Here is a 24,603-nt window from a genome sequence, read left to right as displayed (position 1 = left end):
GAACTTTTCAGAGTTAAATATGGTAAATTGTATAAATTAAAGAATATTGGAGATGTAATAATACACTTCCGAAACAATTATTTGGTAAAAATAGTTGCATTTGCACATGAATGTGCAGATAACGGGATTAGTCTAGAGTCTACCATTTCCAAATTAGGACTAGTAGCTTAAATTTTTCCTATTTACTGCACAAGTCTAGTAAATTATTTATAAAATATATTTATAATAAATATGCACATAGATTAATAAATTTAATTTATAGATATAAATGCTTACAAATTTTAAAACTATATTGGCATTATAGTTTTATGTAAAATTATCACTCTTAAAAAACAAATCATCAAGAATCTTAATTAAAGTTCTTGATGATTTGTTTAATTCTTGTAGATTCTAAAAGCAAACAACAATGATTGCTATTTAACAACTTCAAAATATGTTAATGCCCCAAAACTGCTGTACTTATAAAAATCTTCTAAAGTAAAAATCCTTCTCTCTCCCCATGTTGAAAAATCAACATAATACTTGTCCATATTTTTAAAAAGCTTAGTTACAGTCATCCAATGCCAATCAAACTCCTTAAGTATATCGTTTTCCAACATAAGTAAAGCTATAGGCTGGTCCTTGCTTAAACCCTCCTCTACAAATAATCGTATATTATCAAAATCATCTTCAGTAGTAATCATACGTGCCTGTATAGTGACTCCTTTATCCTTAGCAAATTTTATAACTTCATTATTGAAATAAGATACTGAAGTTACACCTTTTTTTACATCAGGATGAATAAATTTTGCTACACTCTCCATATGGTCAAGAAAATTTTCCTTACTCATATCCTCATAATTATACAATATTTGATTTTTAATTTTTTTTGCAATATATGCTGTTATATTTGCTGCTGCAACTATGCTACATCCTACTTTTCTTAAGGCATGATTTTGAAACCATGACTGAGTACCTCCATAGTAAGGTCTTTTTCCATCATATATTTTGAGAAAATCAATTGAATTATTAAGCGCAAAAATTTCATCACACAAAACCATATTGATCATCTCTTTTTCTTAATATTTATTTATATTTATTATACAACCTTTAATTTTGTAATAAAATACCAATTTGTAAATTAATAAGTATTAATTTTTTATTATAACTAAACGATTGGCAAAATATCATTTTATCAATTTAAATTCAACAAAAATCAAAAAAAGCATAATAAAATACACAACTTAATTTAAATATGTTAAAATATTATATATTTAATAAAATATATATTTCAAAATGGGGGATAAAAATATGAATACAAAAACTAGAATAGGTATACTAGGTTATGGAAACTTAGGTAAAGGAGTTATAAACTCACTAAAGCAAAATGATGATATGGAACTTGTAGCTGTATTTACAAGAAGAGATGGTCTTATAATGGAAGATGGATCAAAAGCTATACATATATCAAAGATTGAAGAATATAAAGATAAAATTGATGTCATGATACTTTGTGGTGGTTCTGCTACTGATCTTCCTAAACAAACTCCAAAAATAGCTGAAATGTTTAATACTGTAGATAGCTTTGATACTCATGCAAAAATTCCTGAATACTTTGAAAATGTTGATAAAGTAGCAAAAAATGCCGGTACATTAAGTATCATTTCAGTAGGTTGGGATCCAGGATTATTCTCATTAAACAGATTATATGCTAATGCAATCTTACCACAAGGAAATGATTATACTTTCTGGGGAAAAGGTGTAAGTCAAGGTCACTCAGATGCCATAAGAAGAATAGAATGGGTTAAAGATGCTAAACAATATACAGTGCCAAAGGAAGAAGCTTTAAGCAAAGTTAGAAATGGAGAAAATCCTGAACTTACTACTAGGGACAAACACCTTAGAGTATGCTATGTAGTATTAGAAGAAGGTGCAGATAGTAGTAAAGTTGAAGAAGCAATCAAAACTATGCCAAATTATTTCTCTGACTATGATACAGAAGTAAATTTTATCAGTGAAGAAGAATTAAAGGAAAATCATTCAGGTATGCCTCACGGAGGATTTGTAATTAGAACTGGAGTAACTGGTGATGGAAATAAAGAAAAAATAGAATTCTCTCTTGATTTAGACAGCAATCCAGAATTCACAGCAAATGTTTTAACTGCTTATGCAAGAGCTATAAATAAAATGGCTAAAGAAGGAAGAACTGGTGCATGTACAGTATTTGATATTCCACCTGCATATCTTTCACAAAAATCACCAGCTGAATTAAGAAAAGAATTATTATAATAAATTTTTAACAGCTTCCTTTTTAGGAGGTTGTTCTTATTTTACAATATTTGCATATAATATATAATGACTTTACTTGCTATTTTTATTAGCTTCATATCTATCATATTTATATATAATAAACATTAAAAATATACATATTACTTTTTTAGGAGAAATTAATGAGTACACAAATAGTACAATTAAAACGTTCATTATCAAGCAGGTTAATAGAGATACTTATATCTGCCTTTAGAAAGAAAGTAAGACAAAAAGGTACAGATGATTTAGTAAATTTAATAGAAAACCGCTATAAAAATGAACTTGAACCTGTTATTATCAATTCCTCTAAATTTATAAACACAATAACTGAATCAACTTATTCAAGTATGCAATTATTTACTATTAATGATAAGAAAAGCGAATCACAAAAAAATATATTCTATATTCATGGTGGTGGATGGACTCTTCAACCTCTGTCACTCCATTGGAAATTTTTAGACAAACTTGCAGAGAAACTTGATGCAAAAATAATAGTTCCTATTTATCCAAAGACACCAAACAGCTACAAAGTAGCTTATAATAAACTAATAAATCTATATACAAAAATATTAGAAGATACTACTCCCAACAAGCTAACTATTATGGGTGATTCTTGTGGTGGCAATATTACATTAGGCTTAATACAATTAATTAAACAGTATAATCTACCCCAACCCTCTAATGCTATTATTTTATCTCCATGTACAGATATGAATTTTGACACTCCAGAAATGTACGCTGCTGAAAAACAAGACCCACTTCTTATAGTAAAAAGAGCTTTAATCCCAGTTAAATATTATCAAGGCAATACTCCATTAGATAATCCTATACTAAGTCCTATTTACGGGGATTTTAGAAACACAACTAAAATAACTTCATTTATTGGAACACATGATATTTTATATCCTTCAACGGTAAAATTCGATGAACTATTAAATTCACAAAATGTAGATATAACCACTTATGTTTATCCAAATATGAATCATATATTTATGGTTTATCCTATACCAGAGGCAAAAGATGTAATTAATAAGATCACTGATATTGTAGGAATAAAAATCAAATAATCATTTGTATTTCTAAATGATTATTTGATTAATAATCTACTCTTCTATTCTATCTACATATAATATATCAGAATATCCATCTAATTCTTCTTTGAAAACATCCCACCAAGGATGAATATTATTAAACATAATATTATATAAAAATCTTTCTATAATTTCCTTATTATCTGCCCTTAGCTGATTTTTAAAATATTTTATTAATCTTTTATTTATAATTTCATAATTAATATCACATAATATATCCCAAAAATATTTTAATACATACTGTATTTCATATTCATTATTACTTTCAAGCTTATCAACAAGGAGATTTGTCCATTCTTCTATATTACAGAAACTTTTTAAATGTTCTTTAGTAATCCATGTTCCTAATGCTCCATAGGAATCATCACAAAGTATATCATTTTTTAAATCATACATCCCCATCTTAACATCTGATTGTAATATATTATCTAACCTAATTCCAACAACTCTATCAATATTAACCCAATACTCTCCTGGAATTATATATAATAAACTTCGTATAACTGGATAATTATCTGTCAGCTTTAATAAGTCACTAATTAAATTAAATAACTGCTTTTTATCATCAGTATCCAACTCCTCTAATAAAGCTTTCATAAAATATTGAAGAGCATATATGTCTCCTTTATCTATTTTTAAAACAATCTTTATAGCTATATTGATTTTCTCTTTATCAGGAATTTGTTTTACCAATAGCTTTGAATATTCTTCACTTTTAACATAATATTTATCAAATACTCTATTTAAATAAGCTTCTTCCTCAAATGCTGATTCAGATGAATCAATAATTTTAAATAAGTAATTAACAAAATATATAATTGCGTCAGCATCTTCTTTTCTATCGCTGAATTTATTATGATTTCTTGGATCTCTTATAGCTATATATATACCTCTTAATATTTCCTGTATACCTTTTTGAATACTTTTTTCATATTTAGTTTGTAATTTATTTATTCTAATCTTAGGTATATCTCCACTAAAAGCTTTCTCTACCAATCGACTACCATCTAATTCTAATCCTGTTTTACTTTTTATAATTTGTGTCAACATATGTATTGAATCTAAAATAGCATTTGAATAATTGGCTTCTTCATAGTTTTCACTAATATTCAGCCATAACTTTTTTTCAATATTTCTTCTTAAATCCATATGGTATAACTCCTTTTGTAAATGTTATCTCCAATTTATAGTCTATAATATTATTATATATTTTTGCTATATTTTTACAATAATCATTATGTATATATGTCATTAGATTATCAGACTTTCATATTTCTTTATATAATAAAAAAAGACTACCCGAACCAGGTAATCTAATTAATAATAAATGACAGATTTATCTTATAATACTGCTTATACACTTATCAAAACTCAAATTATTAATCTCTAAATTACGTCTCCATACGATTAAATTCTTTATAAACGAATTCACTTCATTGTCTAATAAAAATATATTAAGATCATCTTCACTTACGCTATCTCTGTACCAGCAGTTTATAGTCTTGATAAACTTATCTGGGTCACAATTAACTTCTGTAGATACAAATTCATCATACAAATTGTTTATTAGTATATTCTTGCTCTTTCTTATACATTCATCAAATAGATTATTATCATTTAAGTTCCTATACTCATTTTGTATTAAGTTAACTACTTGCTTTTCAGAATACATAATATCACTCCTTTTCTATAAATATACTCTTGAAAAAGAAGAATATTACTACTATATAATATATTAATACATAAATTTTAATCAGATTATCTGAACGCCTAGTTTCTTAAGATTTTCAAAAACATCTTGTCTTTTATTTTCATTCTTAAATAAAACAGCATTACTGATAAGATTAACATGATAATTTTCTTTTATAGCTGCTTTTATAGTTTCTTTAACACAGAACTGCCCATCTAACCCTACAACATCTAATTCTTCTATTTTATTTTCCTTAAGATACTTTTTTAACTCATCATTAGAAAATGCACTTGGTACTGATTTTGAAAAACAGTTATTAGAAATTATATTCAGCCTCTTATCAAATTCTGTTCCAGGCTTTCCCTTTATAGCAGTACCATGAGAAAATAATTTAGTTAATAATACTGGAATAACACCTGCAAATTCCTGCTTTATATAGATTATATCCATACCATTTCTTTTGCTTTCCTCAATAATTTTATTAACTCTCATGACTAATTCATCAGCCCCACTATATCGTGTCTTCTTATCTGAATTAATACCTGTGTAGTCTTCTTGTATGTCTATTATTAACAATGCTTTATTCCCCATTATAATTCACCCCTCATAACTTCCCCAAATAATTCCAATTATAAAATACCATTTTTTGTGTTCGAGTTCAATATAATAAATATACATATAGGAAAAAATAAGATACTAAACAATCAGTGATTTCAACTGATTATTCAGTATCTTATTAAATCTTCATACATTTATAAATCTAGTAAAATATACTATGATACTTTATTTTTCAATCTAAGCTTGTCTGCAATAATTGCAATAAATTCACTATTAGTTGGTTTACCCTTATCGTTATGAACAGTGTATCCAAATAACTTGTTTATTGCTTCTATTTGTCCTCTACCCCAAGCTACTTCGATAGCATGTCTTATTGCTCTTTCTACTCTTGAAGCTGTTGTGTTGTACTTCTTAGCTATTGAAGGATATAATTCCTTTGTTACTGCTGAAAGAAGCTCCATATCGTTTACTACCATTGTAATAGCTTCTCTTAAATACATATATCCTTTAATATGTGCAGGTACACCGATTTCATGGATTATGTTTGTAATTTCAGTTTCAAGATCAACTGGTGATTTTGTTTCTTGTGTTAAGCTACTGAATACTGGTGTTTGAGCTGGGAAAGTTATTCTTCCTGTATTTACTTTCTTTGCTGGAGTAGGTGCACTGTTAAACATTTCTCTGATTCTCTTTGTGAACACTTCCATATCAAATGGTTTTACAGTATAATAATCATCTCCTAATGTTATAGCTTGTTGAGTTATCTTATCTTGTCCTACTGCTGATAATATAATTATTCTTGGTGTTTTTTCTAAACTCATTGTATTTAATTTTTCTAATACACCTAATCCATCAAGATGTGGCATAATAATATCAAGTATAACTAAATCTGGTTTCTTTTCTACAATCTGTTCTAATGCCTCTCTACCATCTTTAGCTATTCCAGTAACAACTATATCTCTTTGATTTAATAAGTAGTCATTTAATATACTGCAGAATTCTTTATTATCATCCGCAATAAGTACTGATATTTTTGAATCTTCCATTTTATTCTCTCCTTTATCTATTATTGCATTATGTTTATAATATTTTACCCCACAAATATCTTTCTGCAGATGTTTTTATTTTTATAATAATATAAATTCTACAAAACAATATATTTTATTTCTTAAGGGTATGTATATTTCATTAAGATATCAGTATATAATTCTCATTATAGATAATACAGTAATCTTCAATTATCTTCCACTATTTGTAAATTATACACTTTTTTTTGCTATAAGTAAATACTTAACACAAAAGTTATACCTTTAATTCATTTATTATACTAATATGATACTAAAAATATTTTCAATTATTAACACTTTACTACTTACATTATATTATATTATCGTATTTTCTACAATCAATTTTAGGTTGAAAATTACTTTTTAGGTTAATTTTATATATAAAATTATATAATACTATTTTTAATAAGATACAAAATCAATTCTTAACGTTATAATACATAAACATACTTACTTATTAAAATTCAAGAATCAATCTTCTGATTTCAAGTTCGTTCTATTATTTATGTTATCAAATATTCTCAATATATTTCATATTATAAAAAGCTGCTTCAAAATATTATAATTTATATTTCAAAGCAACTTTTTGTTATATTATTTAATTATTCCTGCATCTTCAAGCATCCATTCAATATATATGCCGTATCCAGTATCAGGTTTATTTATTAAAACATGTGTTACAGCACCTACTATCTTATTATTTTGAATTATTGGGCTTCCACTCATTCCCTGTACTATTCCACCTGTTTTCTCTATAAGTCTTGGATCTGTTATCTTTATCACCATACTTTTTGAACCTGGAGTACTTTGATTGAGCAATTTTTCTATTTCTATATTAAATTCTTGTGGTCCTTTTTCATCTATTGTAGTTATTATTTTTGCACTTCCTTCAGTTATTTCATTTCTAAGTCCTATTTTCATAGGTGAAGAATTTTTTAATATATTACTACAATTATTTATTTCACCAAAAATTCCACTTTGAGTATTTTTTTCAATCTTTCCATTTGGGTTATTCTCATTTATAAATATTCCTTTTAACTCACCAGGACATCCCTTTTCACCTTTTCTTACACTTATTATGCTTGATTCTACCACATCACCATCTTTTATTAAAAATGTTTCGTTTGTGTCACAGTCTGTAATCGGATGACCTAATGCACCAAACTTTCCTGTTACTTTATCATAGAATGTTAATGTTCCAACACCTGCTGTTGAATCACGTATCCATAAACCTATTTTGTAATCTTTTTCATTTTCTTTTTGAAGTTTAATTACTTTGGTCATAGTCTGACCATTTCTTAATATATCAACCTTTATAACATCTTTATCTAAGTTCTTTAATGTCTTTAATAAATCTTGTGCATTATCCATTTCTATTCCATTAACTTTCAATATTACATCGCCTATTTCAAGCCCTCCAGCTTTTCCTGGACTCTCTTGCTTTTCATTATTTATAGATATATCTGAATATCCTACTATTAATACACCTTCCGAATTAACTCTTACACCAATTGGAATTCCTCCTGGATATACTTCCAATTCATTTATATTCTGTACTTGAACTGATTTTACTGGAATCATTCCTAAAAATCTTATTTCATACTCATCTTTATTTCCTACCTTTCTTATGGTATTTCCTATAGGAGCAATAGATGGCATAGTTTCATCATTTTTAGTGTAAATCTTACTTGGTATTCCTATAAGATTAACAGTGGTAAATAAAATTAGAATTAGGATTGGAGTCATAATTAGACTAATCATATAAGAAAATTTTTTCTTCATATTTCTCTCCTCCTTTACTTCTTGATTTTAATTTCCCCACTGGACAAGTATCTTATCCTATTAGATGCTTGTTATTAAAGACAAAAAATTTACTCTATACTAAATTTTTATAATATAAAAATTAATTTCTTCAAATCCCTTATATAATTGACTTTCAAAAGCTTTTAAATTCTCATTTTTTCTTATTTTTTTATTTTTCCTTACCTCTAAAATCCATATTTCATTCCTATTATTAACAAAAATAATAAATTAAAAAAAGATAAAACCATAGCTACCTATAATTTTATCTTTTCCAAATTTAATAAGTATATGTATACTTATCTTCTTATTTCTTCTTTTTTATTTTCAGCAGAACATATCATTTCTTTTACATTATTAATAGTTGCTTCTGTAACATCATCACCAGCCAGCATTTTACTTATTTCCATCTGTTTTTCTTCATTAGATAGTACTTTTATACTTGTGAATGTTTTATTATCTTTAACTCTCTTCATTACAAAATAATGATGATCAGATAATACTGCTATCTGAGGAAGGTGAGTAATACATAATACTTGGTGAGTACATGATAAATGATACATTTTTTCTCCAACTCTCTGTGCTACTGCACCACTTATTCCTGTATCAATTTCATCAAATATAAGTGTAGGTATTTCATCTTTTTCTGCAAATACACATTTAAATGCAAGCATTATTCTTGAAATTTCTCCACCAGATAATACTTTTTCAAGAGGCATTAATGGTTCTCCAGGATTTGTAGAAATCATAAAGCATACATCATCAAATCCTCTTTCGTTGAAGTTATCACTTCTTTCTACACTTATCTCCATTCTTGATTTTTCAAGACCTACAAATGCAAGCTCATTTAATATTTTTTCTTCTAATGCTTTACTTTTATTAACTCTAAGATTATGAAGCACCATTGCTGCTTCTTCCATTTTTGAAATAATAGCTTTTTCTTTACTTTTAAGTTCTTCTATAATCTTTTCTGAATTTACTATTTCATTATATTCCATCTTAATTTTTTCAAGATATTCTAAAATTTCTTTTATAGTTGGTGCATATTTCTTTTTGTACTGATTTATTTCATAAATTCTTGAATTTATTTTTTCTAATCTATCATTATCAAATACTATTTCTTCACCCATATCACGTATTTCACGGCTACATTCTTCAATAGTATAAAAAGCTTCTTCTAAAGCTTCTCTATTTTTTTTAATTTTTTCAAAATGTTTTTCTACGCTTCCAAGTTCAGAAAGCACTTTAGATAATCCATCAATAACATTTACTTCTTCATTACCACTTAAAATTCCATATGAGCTTACAAGAGCATTGTTTATTTTTTCGGCATTTGCCAAAATATTGTATTCTTCTTTTAAACTCTCTTCTTCATTTTCTTTCAATTTTGCTTTTTCTATATCTTCAATCTGGAACTTTAAATAATCAAGTAATTTTTCTCTATCCTGATTTCCTGTAATTCTTGCAATATCATCACGAATTTTTAAAAGTTCTTGTCTAAGATATGTATACTTTTCAAGTGGAGCCTTGCATTCTTCATCAATAAATTCATCTAAATATAGTATATGGCTACTTCTCTGTAGTAATTCTTGGTTCTGATGTTGTCCATGAATATCTAAAAGTTTAGCCCTTACTTTTCTCAGTTGAGAAGTAATTAAACTTTTTCCGTTAATTTTTATAAGATTTTTTCCACTTTGATGTGATTCTCTTGAAATAATAAGTACATCTTCATACTCGATATCCAGTTCATCAAGAACATCATAAATTTTAGAACCTTCAAAAGTAAAGATTGCTTCAACATATGTTTTATCTTCACCAGTCCTTATAAGGCTCTTTGAAAATTTACCTCCAAGTACAAAATCTATAGCATCAATCATTATAGATTTACCTGCTCCAGTTTCTCCTGAAAGTATATTAAACCCCTTATCAAAGTTAATTGTCATCTCTTCTATTAACGCAAAATTTTTAATATTTAATTGAATTAACATCTCATCCCATCCTTAACCTTATGATGACATTCTCTTTCTTATTTTAGCAACAAGTTCTTCAGCACCTTCAATTGTTCTTACTAAAATGAAAATAGTATTATCACCAGCTACTGTTCCTGCAATATCAGCACTTTCAAGATTATCTATAGCTTCCGCTGTTATAGGTGCAGAACCAGTTATTGTCTTAATCACAACCATCTTATCTATATTTTCAGCACTTAAAACTGTATTTGATAATATATTGCTTAATCTATCTATTATATTTTTCTGTTCTCCTGTTGAAACTGCATATTTTGACTTTCCACCAGAAGTCTGAATCTTTATAAGCTTTAAGTTTTTAATATCTCTTGAAACTGTAGCTTGAGTTACATCAAAGCCTTCTTGTCTTAATGCTTCTGCAAGTTCTTCTTGAGTTTCAATTTCCCTCGATCCTATAATTTCCAAAATTTTCGTATGTCTTTTTGATTTCAAAATTCTTCACCATCACATTCTCTAGAATTATTTAAAATCTTTCCCCTTAACACCTTAAAGTAATCATAATTATCACATAAAAGTACTTTAATACTTTTAGTACATTTCCTTACTTTTATTGGCTTTTTTTGATTTACTTCAATAGCTTTCTGCCCATCTACTGTAAGATAAATATTTTCCTCTTCATTATCGGCATATATTTCTATGCTACTATTTCCATTTAATACAATAGTCTGCATAGCTTTTGTATGTGGGCATATTGGAGTAATGGTTATAAGTTCTAAATCAGGGTATATAAATGGTCCCCCTGCTGAAAAAGAATATGCTGTAGAACCTGTAGGTGTGGCTACAATAAGCCCATCACCTTTAAATTTAGAATATAACTTTCCATCAACATATATTCTAAATTTCACCATTCTAGATAATGTTCCTCTAGCAAGCACAACATCATTTAAAGCCCTAAGTTCTTCTCCTTGAAAAACATGATCCTTATTATCATTGCATAAAATCGTACCGTCTTTTGATTCTTCCACATCACAAGATAACATCATTCTTTCAACTATCCTGTACTCCCCATTTTTAATCTTATCAAGCGCAAAATCTATCTCTGAAATATCAACGCTTGATAAGAACCCCAAATTACCAATGTTTATTCCAAATAAAGATGCTTCAAAATCATCTTTAAGATTCCTTGCTACTCCAAGGAGAGTTCCATCTCCTCCAAGCACAACAAGAAGATTAAGATGTTTAATCTCCTGCTTTCTTATATCAAAACTATTAAATACATATATGTCATCAGGTTCAAATTTTTCTCTAATTTTTTTTACAACCATATCTAAGATTTTATTATCATTATCCTTTGACGGATTAATTGCAATACCTATCTTTTTCATAGCCCCTCCAAAAGAAATTAAATTTCAACATGTGATGCTTCTACAACAGTATCAACATCTTCTCTTTTAAAATTACTTTCTTTATTCTTATCTTTAGTAAAGTATACTAAATACTCTCTATTTCCTTCAGGTCCTTTTATTGGTGAGTACCCTACTCCAAGAACATTCAAATCTTGTTCTATAAGGAAATCAACTATATCAAAAACAACTTCCTTATGAGTGCTCATTTCTCTTACTACGCCCTTTTTACCTACTTTTTCTCTTCCTGCTTCAAATTGAGGCTTTATAAGAGCAACAACTTCTCCATTATCCTTTAAAAGTCCCAAAGTTGCAGGCATAATTTTCTTTAATGATATGAAAGATACATCTATTGATGCAAAGTCTAAAAGTTCTCCACCAATATCATCTGGAGTTACATATCTTATATTTGTTCTCTCCATACATACAACTCTTTCATCAGTTCTAAGTTTCCATGCAAACTGTCCATATCCAACGTCTACTGAAAATACCTTAGATGCACCATTTTGAAGCATACAATCTGTAAATCCACCTGTAGATGCTCCTATATCCATGCATACTTTATTTTCTAGAGTAATAGGCCAGATTTTCATAGCTTTTTCTAATTTTAATCCGCCTCGGCTTACATATTGTAATTTATCTCCTCTGTATTCTATATCTGCATCTACGCTTACCTTTTCACCTGCTTTATCAAGTTTTTGCCCATTAACATATACTTTACCTTCCATTATGCAGGCTTTAGCTTTTTCTCTAGATGTAATTATTCCCTTCTCTACTAAAAGTACATCAAGTCTTTCTTTTTTTTCTGCCATTTTTTTCTCCTTTAATCGTAAAGCTCTAAAATTTCATTCATTATGCTTTCAGAGTCTAATTTATATTGTTTATATAATAAATCTACACTTCCTTGAGGTACAAATACATTATCGTAGCCTAATCTTTTTATTTTCCCATTAAAATTATTTTCTAATAAATAACTCTCAACAAGAGACCCTAGACCTCCATGCAGAATATTATCTTCTATTGTTAAAATATTATATCCCTTTTCTATTATTTCATCTAATAATTCTGTATCTATAGGTTTTATAAATGTTGCATTTATAAGTGTAGGATTTAATCCTCTTTCATACATCATGTCCATAGCAAGTTTAGCATGCTGAACCATCTTTCCTGTAGCTATTATGCATACCTTTGAACCTTTATGAATTAATTCCCATTTTCCTTCTTTGATTTCCTTTAGTGGCTTAATATCATCTACAATATCACCACCTCTAGGATATCTTATTGCTACTGGTGCATTTTTTTCAAATGACCATTTAAGAAGTAATTCAACCTCTTCAAGACATTTTGGTGCAACTATAGTCATATTAGGTATTATAGAAAGATATGATAAATCTATAATTCCCTGATGAGTTTCACCATCATTTCCAACAATTCCAGCTCTGTCTATGGCAAATACTACAGGAAGATTCTGAATGCATACATCATGAACAATCTGATCAAATCCTCTTTGAAGAAATGTTGAATACACGGCAAATACAGGCTTAAGTCCGTTACTCGCCATTCCAGCAGCAAGTGTTACTGCATGCTGTTCAGCTATTCCTACATCAAAGAATCTTTCCTTAAATTTCTGTGCAAAACAGCTAAGTCCTGTTCCTTCAGGCATTGCAGCTGATATAGCAACTATACTGCTATCTTTCTTTGCGCAATTAATAAGTGCTTCTCCAAACACCTTAGAATAACTATTTTTAGGAGAAACCTTCATTTCCCCACTTTCCAGGTCAAATGGTCCTACTCCATGATACTTTGTAGGGCTTTCTTCTGCCAATGCATAGCCTTTTCCTTTTTGTGTAAGAATATGTAATAATACTGGTCCATCAATATTTTTAACTTGATTAAACACTTCTATCATACTGCTTATATTATGTCCATCTATAGGTCCTATATATTTTATTCCCATATCTTCAAATAACGTTGATGGAACAACAAGATGTTTTATGCTATCTTTTACTTTTGATATTTTTCCTGCTATATTTTTTCCTACTTTAAATTGGTTTAATGATTCGTTAATTTCCATTTTTAATTCATTATATTTAGGATTACTTCTTACCTTATTTAGACATTTTGACATTCCACCTACATTTGTTGAAATAGACATCTGATTATCATTTAGTATTATAATCATTTTTGTCTTTCTATATCCTACATCATTAAGAGCTTCTAATGCCATTCCACCTGTAAGTGCTCCATCTCCTATAACTGCAAGAACATTATATTTTTCCTTTTTAATATCTCTTGCACGAGCTATTCCTAATGCTGCAGAAATTGATGTACTGCTGTGTCCCGTATCAAAAAAATCATACTTGCTTTCACTTCTTTTAGGAAAACCACTTATTCCATTAAATTTTCTTAAATTTTTAAATTCATCTTTTCTTCCTGTAAGAATCTTATATACATAGCTCTGATGCCCTACATCCCATACTATTTTATCTTTATTAAAGTCAAAAGCTTTAAATAAGCTAACAGTCAGATCAACAACTCCTAGATTTGATGCTAGATGTCCTCCCGTCTTTGATACACTTTCAATAAGAAAATTTCTTATTTCTTCACTTAAAACTTCTAGATCCTCATCATTCAATTTCTTTATATCTTCTGGAAATTTCAGTTTATCTAATAATTTCATAATACCATTCCCTCTATTAGTTTTCTCGTTTTAAAAGCCTGTATGTTAATTCAATTAATTCATCTGCATTCACAGATAATCTTTTTAATATTTCTACACACTCATCACTTAAAATTTCACATAGATTCTGGCATTTTTCTAAACCATAAACAGTAATAAAATTAGTTTTATTGTTTTCTTGGTCTACATGAATATTTTTTCCTAATAATTTAGCATCTCCAATAACATCTAAAATATCATCCTTTATCTGGAATACTAATCCCAACTTTTCTCCATATTCACGAAGAAGCTCTATATCCTTTTCTGGTGCTTCTGCTAAAATTGCTCCTGCTACTACTGAAGATCTTATAAGAGCACCAGTTTTCTTTGCATGCATATATTCAAGTTCATCTTTAGAAATACTCTTTCCTTCTGATATTATATCAACAACCTGGCCACCTATCATTCCTTCAGCTCCTGCTGAAAAAGCTATTTCATATGCACTCTTTAATGAACATCCTCCATTTTTTAATGCATAATCCATCATAGTAATCATAGCTTCATTTAACAAGTTGTCACCTGCAAGTACAGCTATATTTTCACCAAAAACCTTATGATTTGTAGGCTTTCCTCTTCTTAAATCGTCATTATCCATACAAGGAAGATCATCATGTATAAGAGAATAAGTATGTATCATTTCTATAGCACATGCCATCTGTAATATATTCTTATATCCTTTTTTATAAATATAATATCCCAATATAAATAATATAGGTCGTATTCTTTTTCCACCTACATTTACACTATAGGCAGATGCATCATATATTATCTTATTATGGTGTCCCTTATCCTTAAAGTAATTATCAAGATATTCATTTATATCCTTCTGTAAAATGCTAATCTCCATCTCTTTCATTAAACTCCACTTCTTTTTCATCTTTTACAACTGAAATTTTCCCTTCATACGCATTAAGAGTTTTATATATCTTATTAACTAATTTTACTCCTTCTTCATATGATTTCATAGAATCTTCAAGATTTAATTCGTCATTTTCTAAATCATTTAGTATAGTCTGAAGTTTAGATAACATCTCTTCATAACTTTCTTTTTTTGCCATATTAAACTCCTTACTTTTGAGGAATGAATTCTCCTCTGACTTCTCCATCTCTTAGAGAAATTTTTATATTTTTATTTTCTGCTAATTGCTCCTTAGATACAATCAATTGATTTTCATCATCTTCTATTATAGCATATCCTTTACTTATTACTTTTATAGGATTATAAGCAGTAAGTAGGTTATTTAATCCTTCAATTTTATTTTTTTCTCTGTTTATTTTATTTTTAATTACAAAATTCAATCTTTCTCTTAATTTATCTACTTCTAAATAAGAATTTGCTATACTACTAATTGGAGAATGTATCCGTAATATCCTTTGTGCATTTTCTACTTCTAGTCTGCAACTTTTTATTCTATTTTGAATATTCATATCCAGCATTTTTGAAGCATCTTTTATGTTATTTATCATTTCACTATCTAAAGGTACAGCTATTTCTGCTCCTTGCGAAGGTGTAGCAGCTCTCATATCTGCTACAAAATCACATATAGTAAAGTCTATTTCATGACCTACTGCAGATATTACAGGAAGACTAGATAAATATACAGCTTTTGCAAGCTCTTCTTCATTGAAATTCCATAATTCTTCTATGGATCCTCCTCCTCTTCCTACTATTATAAGGTCAACACTTTTATTTTTATTGAAATATTTTATTCCTTCTATTATTTCTTTATATGCACCTACACCTTGAACCTTTGCTGGATAAAGAACAATATCTACATATTTATTTCTTCTTGTTACTACATTTATTATATCCCTTATAGCTGCTCCTGTTTCTGCAGTTACAACTCCTATTCTTCTTGGATATCTTGGCAGTTCTTTTTTATGGTCTTCATCAAAAAATCCCTGCTTTGAAAGTTTTTCTTTAAGCTTTTCAAACTTAATAAAAAGTTCTCCCTGCCCTTCTTTTTTTATTTCATCACAATAAAGTTGAAAAGATCCTGTAGCAGGATAAAGAGATGCCCTTCCTGTAATTACTACTTCCATACCTTCTTCAAGTTCAAAATCTAGATAGGCTGCATTTCCTTTAAACATAACACAGTTTACCTTTCCATTATCATCTTTTAATGAAAAGTATATATGACCGCTGCTATGATATTTCAAGTTTGAAATCTCTCCTTTTACAGAGAGATTACTTAAAATAAAATCATTATCCAGAATTCTTTTTATATAGCTATTCACTTCTGAAACTGTTAATGTTTTAATTTTCATTTTTCTTTAAAGCCTCACATGCATTTTTAATTAGAAGAGTTGTTGTAAGAGCTCCTACACCACCTGGTACTGGAGTTATAGCCTTGCATTTATCTACAACCTTATCAAAATCAACATCCCCAGTTATTTTCCCATTAAAGCGTGAAGTTCCTACATCAATTACAACTGCATCCTCATTTACATAAGTATCGTCTATAAATTTAGGTTTTCCTATTGCTGCAACTAATATATCTGCTTCCTTACATATTTCTTTTAAATTCTGTGTTCTTGAATGACATATTGTAACTGTAGCATTTTCATTTAGCAAAAGCTGAGCCACAGGCTTACCAACTATATTACTTCTCCCAATAACAACTGCTTTCTTGCCTGTAATATCTATATTCAGGCTCTTTATAAGTGTAATCACACTATTAGGTGTACATGGAAGAAATTCTGGTTCTCCCATATATAGTTTTCCCTGACTTTCAAATGTAAGACAGTCAATATCTTTAGAAGGTGATATCTCTCTTACTATCTTTTTTTCATTAAACTTCTTTGGAAGTGGAAGCTGTAATATTATCCCTTGTATGTTTTTGTCTTCATTAAGTTCATGAATCTTATCTATAATTTCTGATTCTGAAATCTGCTCTGACAGTATTATTTTTTCGAAACCAACTCCAAGAGCTTTTGAATTCTTCTCCTGACTTTCCATATAATAAATAGAGCCCCCATCATCACCAACTAAAATAGATGCTATCTTAGGTATTCTTAAATTGCTCTTTTGTCTTTCGCTAACAAAATTTTTTATATCTTCTTTTACTTTTAATGCTATTTCTTTTCCATTGATTATTTGCCCCATAATTATCCCAACTTTCTTAAGTTTTATCCTGTGTTTATTTTAACTTTACTTTACCATTTTTTCAACCAAAAACAATATCATCTTAAAATTGAAAAAGGACTCAGATACAGCCACCTTATATCAGTCACTTTACCCAAGCCTTTAATATTGCCAATGTGGAATATATAAGTACTACCCCTTTACTTATAGTATTTCACATTAATATAAAATTCTATACTAAAATAATTATTTTATCTTATCAAGAACTCCATTTATAAATGATATACTTTTTTCATCAGAATATTTTCTTGTAATTTCTAATGCTTCATTTATTGCTACACCCTTTGGAACTTCTTCATTATATAATAATTCATAAGCCGCTAATCTTAATATAGTTAAGTTAATCTTTGAAATTCTGTCTATTTTCCAGTTATGTAAATTAGCTGCTATCACTTCATCAATAGCTTCTTTATTATTTTCAACACCTATTAAAGTTTGCTTAACATATGTTAAATCAATTTCTTTTATGTTTCCTTCGTAGTTATCTACAAAATTTTCTATTGCTTCTTCTACTGTATCTTTACTTAAAGTCATCCCAAATAATAACTCCATTGTTTTTTCCCTAGATAATTTTCTGTTCATTTAATCCTCCTAAAATATAACGACTATTAATTATGTACATTAACATTATACACACTTTTTAATTCTTTTAAACCCCACCCAAACGAAACACCCTCTGAAATTTCAGAGGGTGAAAATCAAACTATTTAGTTTCACTTTCTTCTTTCTTAGGTAAATAGATGCTTTGAACACATACATTTACAGCTGATACACTTAAACCTGTCATTGCTTCAACTGTCTTTTTAACGTTATCTTGAACCTGTGCTACTAAATCCATAATTTTTTTACCATATTCTACTGCTATGTTCATATCTATAATAGCTTTATCATCTTCTAACGTAACCTTTGTTCCCTTAGGAGCATTTTTTTTACCTTTGAGTATATTTGTTAAATTACTTGCAACACTGCTTTGATAATCTATAATCCCATCGATTTCTTGTGCTGCTATTCCAGCTATAACACTAACTACTTCATCAGAGATTTTTATAACTCCGATATTTTCATCTTTATTAAAATCTTCCATGCTATCTAAGCCTCCTCGGTTTTGTATTGACAAAACATGCTAATCTTATGTTTATTATATCAAATAAAAATTAACATTACAATATTAACTGCAAACTGTAAATTCTATATTAATACCTTCTATATTACTTTTGAACTTCAATAATAACATCTTTTATATTAGAAACATCCTGAACAATTTCCTGAATTGCAACACTGTCTGCATCTTCTATACCAGTTGATGATTTAACTATTACTGTAGCTTTATTATCCTCCAACATACAGAATGCATCTTCAAATCCTTTATTTTTAACATTCAATTCAATTCTTGCTTCATTATCTTTTACCATAGTTTTTTTAGTTAATTCCTTAGTTGCAGCATCTTTTTGTTCTTTTGATGTATTATTATCAGCTATAATAGCATTCAATGATTGAATTGTAGCTGAATCTTGCTGTTCCCTAGCACTTCTAGAATCATAAAAATAGTTTTGTTGACTAACTGCTGCTGTATTCTCATTAGATGTATTAGCATTTGCATTTATATCAATACCGGATGAATTAGATGTATCTGATGATGAAATAACCTGACTTAAATCTGTTGGATCATTAAGTCCTCCATTATTAAGCTTGGCTGCTAGCATACCTGTACATAATATTAATGCTAGTAATGTAAATATAATCCCACACTGTTTTTTTGTCATAATAAAATTCCTCCCCTTCCTTTTCTATAAAATTATATGCTACTTCTTCATACTATATACATTAACCTTATCTAAACTTAAGTTATATAATTTTGAAACTGCCTGTTCTATTTCATATTTTATTTTGCTGTTCTGAGCACCTTCTGCAACAACAACAATTCCTACAATTTTAGGTTTTATAGTAGTTATTATAAAGGGTTGATTTTCTCCATCCTTTGTTGTCATAACAACTTTAGAATTATCTGTATTCTGATCATTTACTCTTTTTCCCCCTTGATTATCAGTTTCTTCTGTAGTAGATTTTTGAGTTGTATTATCATAAGCTGGCACTTTCTTTTCTCCATTTTCAAAATGAATTAATACATCTACGTCTCCAACACCGTCCATTTTCTTTAGTATGTTTATAAGATTTGCTTTCTGCTGTTCTTCATATTCATTTTCTGTAACTGCCTTTGCCCCTGAAGTATCTGTATTATTTGTTGTAGTTGTTGTACTTTCATTTGTATTTCTATTATTTTTGTTAGTTATAGCAGTAAGTTTATTCCCTAGGCTTGGGCTATCTTGAAACACATTGATTGCAATTAAAACAAATATTGTTACAAGACATAGTATAATTATGTTTCTAAACTTTTTGTCTTTGAGCATTTTATCAAATTCATCTATTATCCTACTTTTCCCCATATAAATCCCTCCTATTCATCTAACCTATATACTTCTATTTTTTCTTTTGGAATTTTTAATTCTGATGACACATAAGTTATTATGTCTCCATACTCATTATTTAAATTCTCATTTTTCTCCTGTTTATCATCATTTATCATAATAGGTTCTATTTTCTTTATTGATTTATCCTTAATGCCTATTCGCAGTTTCTTTATATTTATATTGATGTTAACAAAATCTACATCACAATCTACATTACTTTTAAAAGTTAGATTGGGAAATTTATTTTTAAGCATACTATCACAATTCTTATTAAAATTTTTTATGAATGCTGATTTCCTTGAATTGTTATTAGTACTGTTATTCTCAAATGATGAATCAATATCACCTTCACTATTAATTCTATTTTCATTTTTTGAAAATACTGAGGTATAATTTTCAATACCAGCTTGAATGCTTCTTTCACCATTAGATATAAATTTTATTATAGGATTTAAAATTACACTTATAAGAATTAATCCAAGAACAAAACTTATATACTTCTTAATTTTATTTTTAGGTGCTATAAGCTCAACTGCACTTATAAATATAAGAACTGTTGTAAGTGTAGCAACTAAACTTTTTAATGCTTCCATACTACTTAACCTACCCTCCTATTACAAAACTGCCAGCCTGAGCCATAATAGCAATTAATATAAAGAATATAAGGCTTATGGTTAAAACACATGATATTATCAATACCATTGAATTTCCTGCTGCTTCTAAAGATTTTGTTATTCTCGAATCACTTATGGGTTCTACAAGTGCAGCTGCCAGCTTATATATAAAAGTCATCATCACAAGCTTTATTATTGGATATAATAATATAAATACTATAACTATAAGACCAATTGAACTTATAGCATTTTTTATAATCAGAGAATATCCAGCTACTGAAGCTATAGCATCTGAAAAAGTTTTTCCTACTATAGGTATAAAATTATCTATTGCAAATTTAGCTGTTTTTAATGTTACTGCATCTAGTGTTTTTGAAGTTATGCCTCTTATAGTTAAAAGAGCTATAAACACTGTAACTATAATTCCTTGAAACCAAAGTATGCACTGCTTTAATAGTCCGCATAAATTAGTTATCTTATGTTCTTCCGATAAATTATTTGCAAATTCTAATACAAATTCCATAAGTATAAATGGAATTATTATTGTTGTATATATCTTAGGAATCAATACTACTGCTCCAAGAACAAATGGATCTAATGCAACAGCAGAAGTAACCCCTCCTGCAAGTCCTATCATCGTAACCAATATTGGTAACAGAGCATTCATAAATTCTGATATATTATTTATCACATTTTTTGCTAATGAAATAGATATTATAAAACTTTTTGAAAGTATCATTATTACAAGTACAAAGCATGCATAAAATGCTATTTTTGATATACTTTCATCAGCAAATGCGTCTTGAAGATTTTTTAAAAGTGCACATATTATGGCTATTGTAGTTATGGATACTACAAGTACCAACACACTTTTTACTTCCTTAAAGCATAAACTTAAAGTTGCTTTAGCTAGCACATCAAAGGACAAATTTCCCTTACCTTCAGAAATATATGATTGTATATATTCTTTAGGATTAAGATACTCCATAAGTTCCACATCAGTTTTCATTTTGTTTATATATTCATATAAACTCTCTATCTGCCCTTTTGCCTTACCATCTAAGTCATCTATATTTATCTCATCTTTTATACTGTTGCTTTCATCTTTGTTTCCAATTTTTTCAACCGTATTATTTTTATTATTAATAGTATTGCCTGTATTGTATACTCCTATTTCTCTGTTTGAATAAATATCCCCATATGCTTCTACTTTATCTAAATTAAATCCAGTTGCAAAAATGACAATAATACTTAATAATAAAACTGTAATTCTTTTTATCTTCCTCATAACAACACCTACATTATCTGCAGAATAGAATTTAATACAGCCATAAGTATTGGAATTGCAAGTACAAGAATCATAATTCTTCCTGCAAAGTCTATCTGAGTTCCTAAGCTATCCACATTTGCATCTTTACACAATGCACTTGAGAAAGAAGCTATATAAGCAATAGCTAATATTTTTAATACAATTCCAATATAAACCGTATCTATATTGGCCTTATCTGCTATTGTCTGCAAAAAAGTTATAATTTCTTTTAATGGATCAATCACAATGAAGAATATTATTGCTCCTGTAGTAAGAGCTATTAACGGATTGAGTTCACCCTTTGAATTTTTTAGAAGCAGCATTATGAATAATGCTATAAAAGCTATACCTACCACCTTAATAATTAACATAATATAATCACCCACTACATAATAAACATAGTTTTTAATGTACTAAATAAATCTCCTATAATGGAAACTATCATAAGAAGAATTATTACAACACCTGCAATATTAGTAATAGCTGCTATCTCACCTTTACCACTACTTGTTAATACCTTATCTAATACCAGTAAAATAATCCCTGCTCCACCTATTTTAAGTAAAACACTTATATCATTCATACACTCCCGCTCCTTCAAACTTAAATTTAACCTAATATTCTGATGGTATATACCTCCATCTATATATTTCATTAATTTTACTTTTATAAATATTGCGTTTATTTACTGTTTATGATTGTATTTTTTAATTTTATAGTTTTTAAAAATCACAAATCTATAAAATAAATATCCCAATCATTCCTCCAATACATGCACCAAGATATCTGTATAGTTTTATATTTTTCTTTGCAATTTCTTCTGAATCTTTTAGGTTAACTTTTATGCCTTCAATCGCAAGTGTAAATATTTTTTCCTGACCATAAACTCCTGATTCCCCTAAAGATTTAAAAAAATCTTCTAACACTTTCTTATCTTCATCACATAAGTAAAATTCATTTTCATAATATTTATATTCTGATAAGATTCCCTGAAAAACACTATCTACGCTTCCATCAATAAGCCTCTTTGATACTCCTGATAAAAAAGTACTTAAGGGTTTAGTAAGTTTTTTACTTAGATTATTAAATGCTTCTGGAAGCGGCATCGATCCATATAAAATATCATTTTGTAGTATTACAAAGCCTTTAAGTATTTCTTTTAAAAATACTGTTCTTTTTCTAAATATTTCTCCATACTGAAATCCAACATAACTGCATACTATAAATATAACTATCCCTAAGCTCAATTTAAGCATATGCTTTTTCCCCCTCTTAGATCATAGACATCTTCAATTGTGCCTACTCCATTTCTTGAACTCAAAATAACTGCTCTTTCAAGAATTTTATTATCTAAAAGTTCCTTAAATACAAGCCTTTTATATAAATCTTCTATAGTAAATCCATGAATTGTCACTATTATATTTACACCAGAATTAAAAGCCATCATAAGAGCTTCTATATCTCCTTTAGTTCCAATTTCATCACATATTAAAACTTCTGGTGAAAGACTTCTTATAGCCATTATCATACCTTCTCTTTTTAAGCAGTTATCTAGTATATCAGTCCTCATTCCCAAATCATTTTGTGGTATTCCAAAATGACATGCACCAATTTCACTTCTCTCATCAATTACAGTTACCTTTTTACCATAAAGGTGTAGAGATTCAACACCATTTGATATATTTCTTGTAATATCTCTCAAGATTGTAGTTTTGCCACATTTGGGAGGAGATATTATTATTGTGTTATATACTCTGTTTTTTGAAATTATATAGGGAAGTATTTTATCTGAGCATCCTATTATTTCATTTGCAATTCTTATGTTTACAGATGATATATTTCTTATAGTCTTAACCTTCCCATTTTCCATAACACATTCCCCAGCAATCCCTATCCTATGTCCACCTTTAATAGTTATAAATCCCTGACGTATATCTTCTTCATATGCATACAATGAATAGTTAGATATTTTTTGCATCATATTCTTTAATTCCTCTCTTGTAGGACAATAATTAATTATATTTTCACCATACTTGGAATAAATTAAAATTGGACTTTCAGCTTTAATTCTAATTTCATATATATGTTCATTAACCAGCCTCTCCTTAAGAAGCTGTCCTATCTTAATTGGAAATATATCCATAATTCCCTTTAAATTTTTCAATGAATATCACTTCCTCCTCTCATGCTTATATATTAAATTAATATTTATTTATGTTTCAGATTATTACTAATTCTCATAAAAATATGTAAAACAAAAAATCCTATGATAAACTCCAATAATGAAATTTATCATAGGATTTTTCTTATTTTAATTGAATTATTTAATTTTCTATAAGGAAATTTATTAATTAAATTATAAATGTTATGTATAATTGATTAGTATGATATCAAAAAATCAAATAATTTTTAGTCTGTATATTTAATTATAATTAATTCCTATCTTATAAAATTCTTATATAATATTTTCGTATATATTAAGA

General features: G+C 28.2%; 27 protein-coding genes and 1 pseudogene. 3 read left to right on the top strand and 25 right to left on the bottom strand.

Annotation, left to right across the window (positions count from 1 at the left end; translation table 11 throughout):
• Positions 1–171: pseudogene (locus tag HF850_RS10515) on the top strand (IS701 family transposase); the annotation flags it as partial.
• Positions 172–413: 242 nt separating this feature from the next.
• On the opposite strand, the gene HF850_RS10510 reads toward HF850_RS10515, so the two are convergent.
• Positions 414–1,040 carry a hypothetical protein gene (locus tag HF850_RS10510; protein WP_169105397.1) on the bottom strand — a complete coding sequence of 209 codons (627 nt, stop codon included), beginning with the start codon at positions 1,038–1,040 and terminating at the stop codon, positions 414–416.
• Between the two features lie 250 nt (positions 1,041–1,290).
• Here HF850_RS10510 and HF850_RS10505 point away from each other — a divergent pair, with 250 nt between their 5' ends.
• Complete coding sequence (locus HF850_RS10505) at positions 1,291–2,268, top strand: diaminopimelate dehydrogenase (RefSeq protein WP_169105396.1); 978 nt, start codon at positions 1,291–1,293, stop codon at positions 2,266–2,268.
• A gap of 161 nt (positions 2,269–2,429) precedes the next feature.
• On the top strand, positions 2,430–3,356 hold the full coding sequence (locus HF850_RS10500; protein ID WP_169105395.1) for an alpha/beta hydrolase: 927 nt from the start codon (positions 2,430–2,432) through the stop codon (positions 3,354–3,356).
• 36 nt (positions 3,357–3,392) lie between these two features.
• Here HF850_RS10500 and HF850_RS10495 read toward each other — a convergent pair whose 3' ends face one another.
• The 24 genes from HF850_RS10495 to spoIIIAA all read right to left on the bottom strand — a co-directional run bounded on the left by HF850_RS10495 (position 3,393) and on the right by spoIIIAA (position 24,284).
• Positions 3,393–4,529, bottom strand: a complete 1,137-nt coding sequence (locus HF850_RS10495; RefSeq protein ID WP_169105394.1) for a TIGR02391 family protein — start codon at positions 4,527–4,529, stop codon at positions 3,393–3,395.
• A gap of 187 nt (positions 4,530–4,716) precedes the next feature.
• Positions 4,717–5,052 (bottom strand): hypothetical protein, encoded by a 336-nt coding sequence (locus HF850_RS10490; protein WP_169105393.1) that lies wholly within the window; start codon positions 5,050–5,052, stop codon positions 4,717–4,719.
• An 81-nt stretch (positions 5,053–5,133) separates the two neighbouring features.
• Positions 5,134–5,661: an isochorismatase family cysteine hydrolase gene (locus tag HF850_RS10485; protein WP_169105392.1), complete on the bottom strand. Its 528-nt coding sequence runs from the start codon at positions 5,659–5,661 to the stop codon at positions 5,134–5,136.
• 182 nt (positions 5,662–5,843) lie between these two features.
• Entirely contained in the window at positions 5,844–6,674 is an 831-nt protein-coding gene (gene spo0A, locus HF850_RS10480) for a sporulation transcription factor Spo0A (RefSeq protein ID WP_169105391.1), read from the bottom strand.
• 615 nt (positions 6,675–7,289) lie between these two features.
• Positions 7,290–8,477, bottom strand: a complete 1,188-nt coding sequence (gene spoIVB / locus HF850_RS10475; protein WP_169105390.1) for a SpoIVB peptidase — start codon at positions 8,475–8,477, stop codon at positions 7,290–7,292.
• 317 nt (positions 8,478–8,794) lie between these two features.
• The gene (recN, locus tag HF850_RS10470; protein ID WP_169105389.1) at positions 8,795–10,483 is read right to left on the bottom strand and encodes a DNA repair protein RecN; all 1,689 of its coding nucleotides are present in this window, start codon (positions 10,481–10,483) and stop codon (positions 8,795–8,797) included.
• Positions 10,484–10,501: 18 nt separating this feature from the next.
• On the bottom strand, positions 10,502–10,954 hold the full coding sequence (locus tag HF850_RS10465) for an arginine repressor (RefSeq protein WP_169105388.1): 453 nt from the start codon (positions 10,952–10,954) through the stop codon (positions 10,502–10,504).
• A complete protein-coding gene (locus HF850_RS10460; protein ID WP_169105387.1) occupies positions 10,951–11,847 on the bottom strand; it encodes an NAD(+)/NADH kinase in 897 nt (298 codons plus the stop codon). The genes HF850_RS10465 and HF850_RS10460 overlap by 4 nt, the downstream gene beginning before the upstream one ends.
• Before the next feature lie 17 nt (positions 11,848–11,864).
• A complete protein-coding gene (locus HF850_RS10455) occupies positions 11,865–12,677 on the bottom strand; it encodes a TlyA family RNA methyltransferase (RefSeq protein ID WP_169105386.1) in 813 nt (270 codons plus the stop codon).
• Positions 12,678–12,688: 11 nt separating this feature from the next.
• Positions 12,689–14,545, bottom strand: coding sequence for a 1-deoxy-D-xylulose-5-phosphate synthase (dxs, locus tag HF850_RS10450; RefSeq protein WP_169105385.1), 1,857 nt, complete (start codon positions 14,543–14,545; stop codon positions 12,689–12,691).
• 16 nt (positions 14,546–14,561) lie between these two features.
• Positions 14,562–15,431, bottom strand: coding sequence for a polyprenyl synthetase family protein (locus tag HF850_RS10445; RefSeq protein WP_169105399.1), 870 nt, complete (start codon positions 15,429–15,431; stop codon positions 14,562–14,564).
• Positions 15,421–15,642: an exodeoxyribonuclease VII small subunit gene (locus HF850_RS10440; protein ID WP_169105384.1), complete on the bottom strand. Its 222-nt coding sequence runs from the start codon at positions 15,640–15,642 to the stop codon at positions 15,421–15,423. Before HF850_RS10440 ends, HF850_RS10445 begins: the two co-directional genes overlap by 11 nt.
• A gap of 10 nt (positions 15,643–15,652) precedes the next feature.
• On the bottom strand, positions 15,653–16,852 hold the full coding sequence (gene xseA, locus HF850_RS10435; protein ID WP_169105383.1) for an exodeoxyribonuclease VII large subunit: 1,200 nt from the start codon (positions 16,850–16,852) through the stop codon (positions 15,653–15,655).
• Positions 16,842–17,690: a bifunctional methylenetetrahydrofolate dehydrogenase/methenyltetrahydrofolate cyclohydrolase gene (locus HF850_RS10430; RefSeq protein WP_169105382.1), complete on the bottom strand. Its 849-nt coding sequence runs from the start codon at positions 17,688–17,690 to the stop codon at positions 16,842–16,844. Before HF850_RS10430 ends, xseA begins: the two co-directional genes overlap by 11 nt.
• A 225-nt stretch (positions 17,691–17,915) precedes the next feature.
• A complete protein-coding gene (gene nusB, locus HF850_RS10425; RefSeq protein ID WP_169105381.1) occupies positions 17,916–18,311 on the bottom strand; it encodes a transcription antitermination factor NusB in 396 nt (131 codons plus the stop codon).
• A 121-nt stretch (positions 18,312–18,432) separates the two neighbouring features.
• Positions 18,433–18,813: an Asp23/Gls24 family envelope stress response protein gene (locus tag HF850_RS10420; protein ID WP_169105380.1), complete on the bottom strand. Its 381-nt coding sequence runs from the start codon at positions 18,811–18,813 to the stop codon at positions 18,433–18,435.
• A gap of 124 nt (positions 18,814–18,937) precedes the next feature.
• Positions 18,938–19,492, bottom strand: a complete 555-nt coding sequence (locus HF850_RS10415) for a SpoIIIAH-like family protein (protein ID WP_169105379.1) — start codon at positions 19,490–19,492, stop codon at positions 18,938–18,940.
• Positions 19,493–19,531: 39 nt separating this feature from the next.
• Positions 19,532–20,173 (bottom strand): stage III sporulation protein AG, encoded by a 642-nt coding sequence (gene spoIIIAG / locus HF850_RS10410; RefSeq protein WP_169105378.1) that lies wholly within the window; start codon positions 20,171–20,173, stop codon positions 19,532–19,534.
• An 11-nt stretch (positions 20,174–20,184) separates the two neighbouring features.
• Positions 20,185–20,790, bottom strand: coding sequence for a stage III sporulation protein AF (gene spoIIIAF, locus HF850_RS10405; RefSeq protein ID WP_169105377.1), 606 nt, complete (start codon positions 20,788–20,790; stop codon positions 20,185–20,187).
• 10 nt (positions 20,791–20,800) lie between these two features.
• Positions 20,801–22,099 (bottom strand): stage III sporulation protein AE, encoded by a 1,299-nt coding sequence (gene spoIIIAE, locus HF850_RS10400; RefSeq protein ID WP_169105376.1) that lies wholly within the window; start codon positions 22,097–22,099, stop codon positions 20,801–20,803.
• A gap of 8 nt (positions 22,100–22,107) precedes the next feature.
• Positions 22,108–22,491 (bottom strand): stage III sporulation protein AD, encoded by a 384-nt coding sequence (gene spoIIIAD, locus HF850_RS10395; RefSeq protein WP_169105375.1) that lies wholly within the window; start codon positions 22,489–22,491, stop codon positions 22,108–22,110.
• Between the two features lie 14 nt (positions 22,492–22,505).
• Positions 22,506–22,703, bottom strand: coding sequence for a stage III sporulation protein AC (gene spoIIIAC / locus HF850_RS10390; protein WP_169105374.1), 198 nt, complete (start codon positions 22,701–22,703; stop codon positions 22,506–22,508).
• 154 nt (positions 22,704–22,857) lie between these two features.
• Entirely contained in the window at positions 22,858–23,376 is a 519-nt protein-coding gene (locus HF850_RS10385; protein ID WP_169105373.1) for a stage III sporulation protein AB, read from the bottom strand.
• Entirely contained in the window at positions 23,364–24,284 is a 921-nt protein-coding gene (gene spoIIIAA, locus HF850_RS10380; RefSeq protein WP_169105372.1) for a stage III sporulation protein AA, read from the bottom strand. Before spoIIIAA ends, HF850_RS10385 begins: the two co-directional genes overlap by 13 nt.
• Positions 24,285–24,603: the final 319 nt, after the last annotated feature.

Origin of the sequence: Clostridium sp. SM-530-WT-3G (assembly GCF_012843905.1) — a bacterium.
In the GTDB taxonomy this organism is placed as follows: domain Bacteria; phylum Bacillota; class Clostridia; order Clostridiales; family Clostridiaceae; genus Clostridium.
Note: the sequence above shows the minus strand (reverse complement) of the source record. Positions and strands in the feature narration are given on the sequence as shown.

Excerpts from the sequence above, each read along its gene's own strand:
- HF850_RS10490 (WP_169105393.1), bottom strand. The coding sequence starts at position 5,052 with ATGTATTCTGAAAAGCAAGTAGTTAACTTAATACAAAATGAGTATAGG.
- spoIIIAC (WP_169105374.1), bottom strand. The coding sequence starts at position 22,703 with ATGAATGATATAAGTGTTTTACTTAAAATAGGTGGAGCAGGGATTATT.
- HF850_RS10440 (WP_169105384.1), bottom strand. The coding sequence starts at position 15,642 with ATGGCAAAAAAAGAAAGTTATGAAGAGATGTTATCTAAACTTCAGACT.
- spo0A (WP_169105391.1), bottom strand. The coding sequence starts at position 6,674 with ATGGAAGATTCAAAAATATCAGTACTTATTGCGGATGATAATAAAGAA.
- HF850_RS10485 (WP_169105392.1), bottom strand. The coding sequence starts at position 5,661 with ATGGGGAATAAAGCATTGTTAATAATAGACATACAAGAAGACTACACA.
- HF850_RS10385 (WP_169105373.1), bottom strand. The coding sequence starts at position 23,376 with ATGCTTAAATTGAGCTTAGGGATAGTTATATTTATAGTATGCAGTTAT.
- recN (WP_169105389.1), bottom strand. The coding sequence starts at position 10,483 with ATGTTAATTCAATTAAATATTAAAAATTTTGCGTTAATAGAAGAGATG.
- HF850_RS10430 (WP_169105382.1), bottom strand. The coding sequence starts at position 17,690 with ATGGGGCAAATAATCAATGGAAAAGAAATAGCATTAAAAGTAAAAGAA.
- spoIIIAG (WP_169105378.1), bottom strand. The coding sequence starts at position 20,173 with ATGGGGAAAAGTAGGATAATAGATGAATTTGATAAAATGCTCAAAGAC.
- HF850_RS10415 (WP_169105379.1), bottom strand. The coding sequence starts at position 19,492 with ATGACAAAAAAACAGTGTGGGATTATATTTACATTACTAGCATTAATA.
- nusB (WP_169105381.1), bottom strand. The coding sequence starts at position 18,311 with ATGAACAGAAAATTATCTAGGGAAAAAACAATGGAGTTATTATTTGGG.
- HF850_RS10495 (WP_169105394.1), bottom strand. The coding sequence starts at position 4,529 with ATGGATTTAAGAAGAAATATTGAAAAAAAGTTATGGCTGAATATTAGT.
- dxs (WP_169105385.1), bottom strand. The coding sequence starts at position 14,545 with ATGAAATTATTAGATAAACTGAAATTTCCAGAAGATATAAAGAAATTG.
- xseA (WP_169105383.1), bottom strand. The coding sequence starts at position 16,852 with ATGAAAATTAAAACATTAACAGTTTCAGAAGTGAATAGCTATATAAAA.
- HF850_RS10420 (WP_169105380.1), bottom strand. The coding sequence starts at position 18,813 with ATGGAAGATTTTAATAAAGATGAAAATATCGGAGTTATAAAAATCTCT.
- HF850_RS10505 (WP_169105396.1), top strand. The coding sequence starts at position 1,291 with ATGAATACAAAAACTAGAATAGGTATACTAGGTTATGGAAACTTAGGT.
- spoIVB (WP_169105390.1), bottom strand. The coding sequence starts at position 8,477 with ATGAAGAAAAAATTTTCTTATATGATTAGTCTAATTATGACTCCAATC.
- HF850_RS10460 (WP_169105387.1), bottom strand. The coding sequence starts at position 11,847 with ATGAAAAAGATAGGTATTGCAATTAATCCGTCAAAGGATAATGATAAT.
- spoIIIAF (WP_169105377.1), bottom strand. The coding sequence starts at position 20,790 with ATGGAAGCATTAAAAAGTTTAGTTGCTACACTTACAACAGTTCTTATA.
- spoIIIAE (WP_169105376.1), bottom strand. The coding sequence starts at position 22,099 with ATGAGGAAGATAAAAAGAATTACAGTTTTATTATTAAGTATTATTGTC.
- HF850_RS10455 (WP_169105386.1), bottom strand. The coding sequence starts at position 12,677 with ATGGCAGAAAAAAAAGAAAGACTTGATGTACTTTTAGTAGAGAAGGGA.
- HF850_RS10500 (WP_169105395.1), top strand. The coding sequence starts at position 2,430 with ATGAGTACACAAATAGTACAATTAAAACGTTCATTATCAAGCAGGTTA.
- HF850_RS10445 (WP_169105399.1), bottom strand. The coding sequence starts at position 15,431 with ATGGAGATTAGCATTTTACAGAAGGATATAAATGAATATCTTGATAAT.
- spoIIIAD (WP_169105375.1), bottom strand. The coding sequence starts at position 22,491 with ATGTTAATTATTAAGGTGGTAGGTATAGCTTTTATAGCATTATTCATA.
- HF850_RS10510 (WP_169105397.1), bottom strand. The coding sequence starts at position 1,040 with ATGGTTTTGTGTGATGAAATTTTTGCGCTTAATAATTCAATTGATTTT.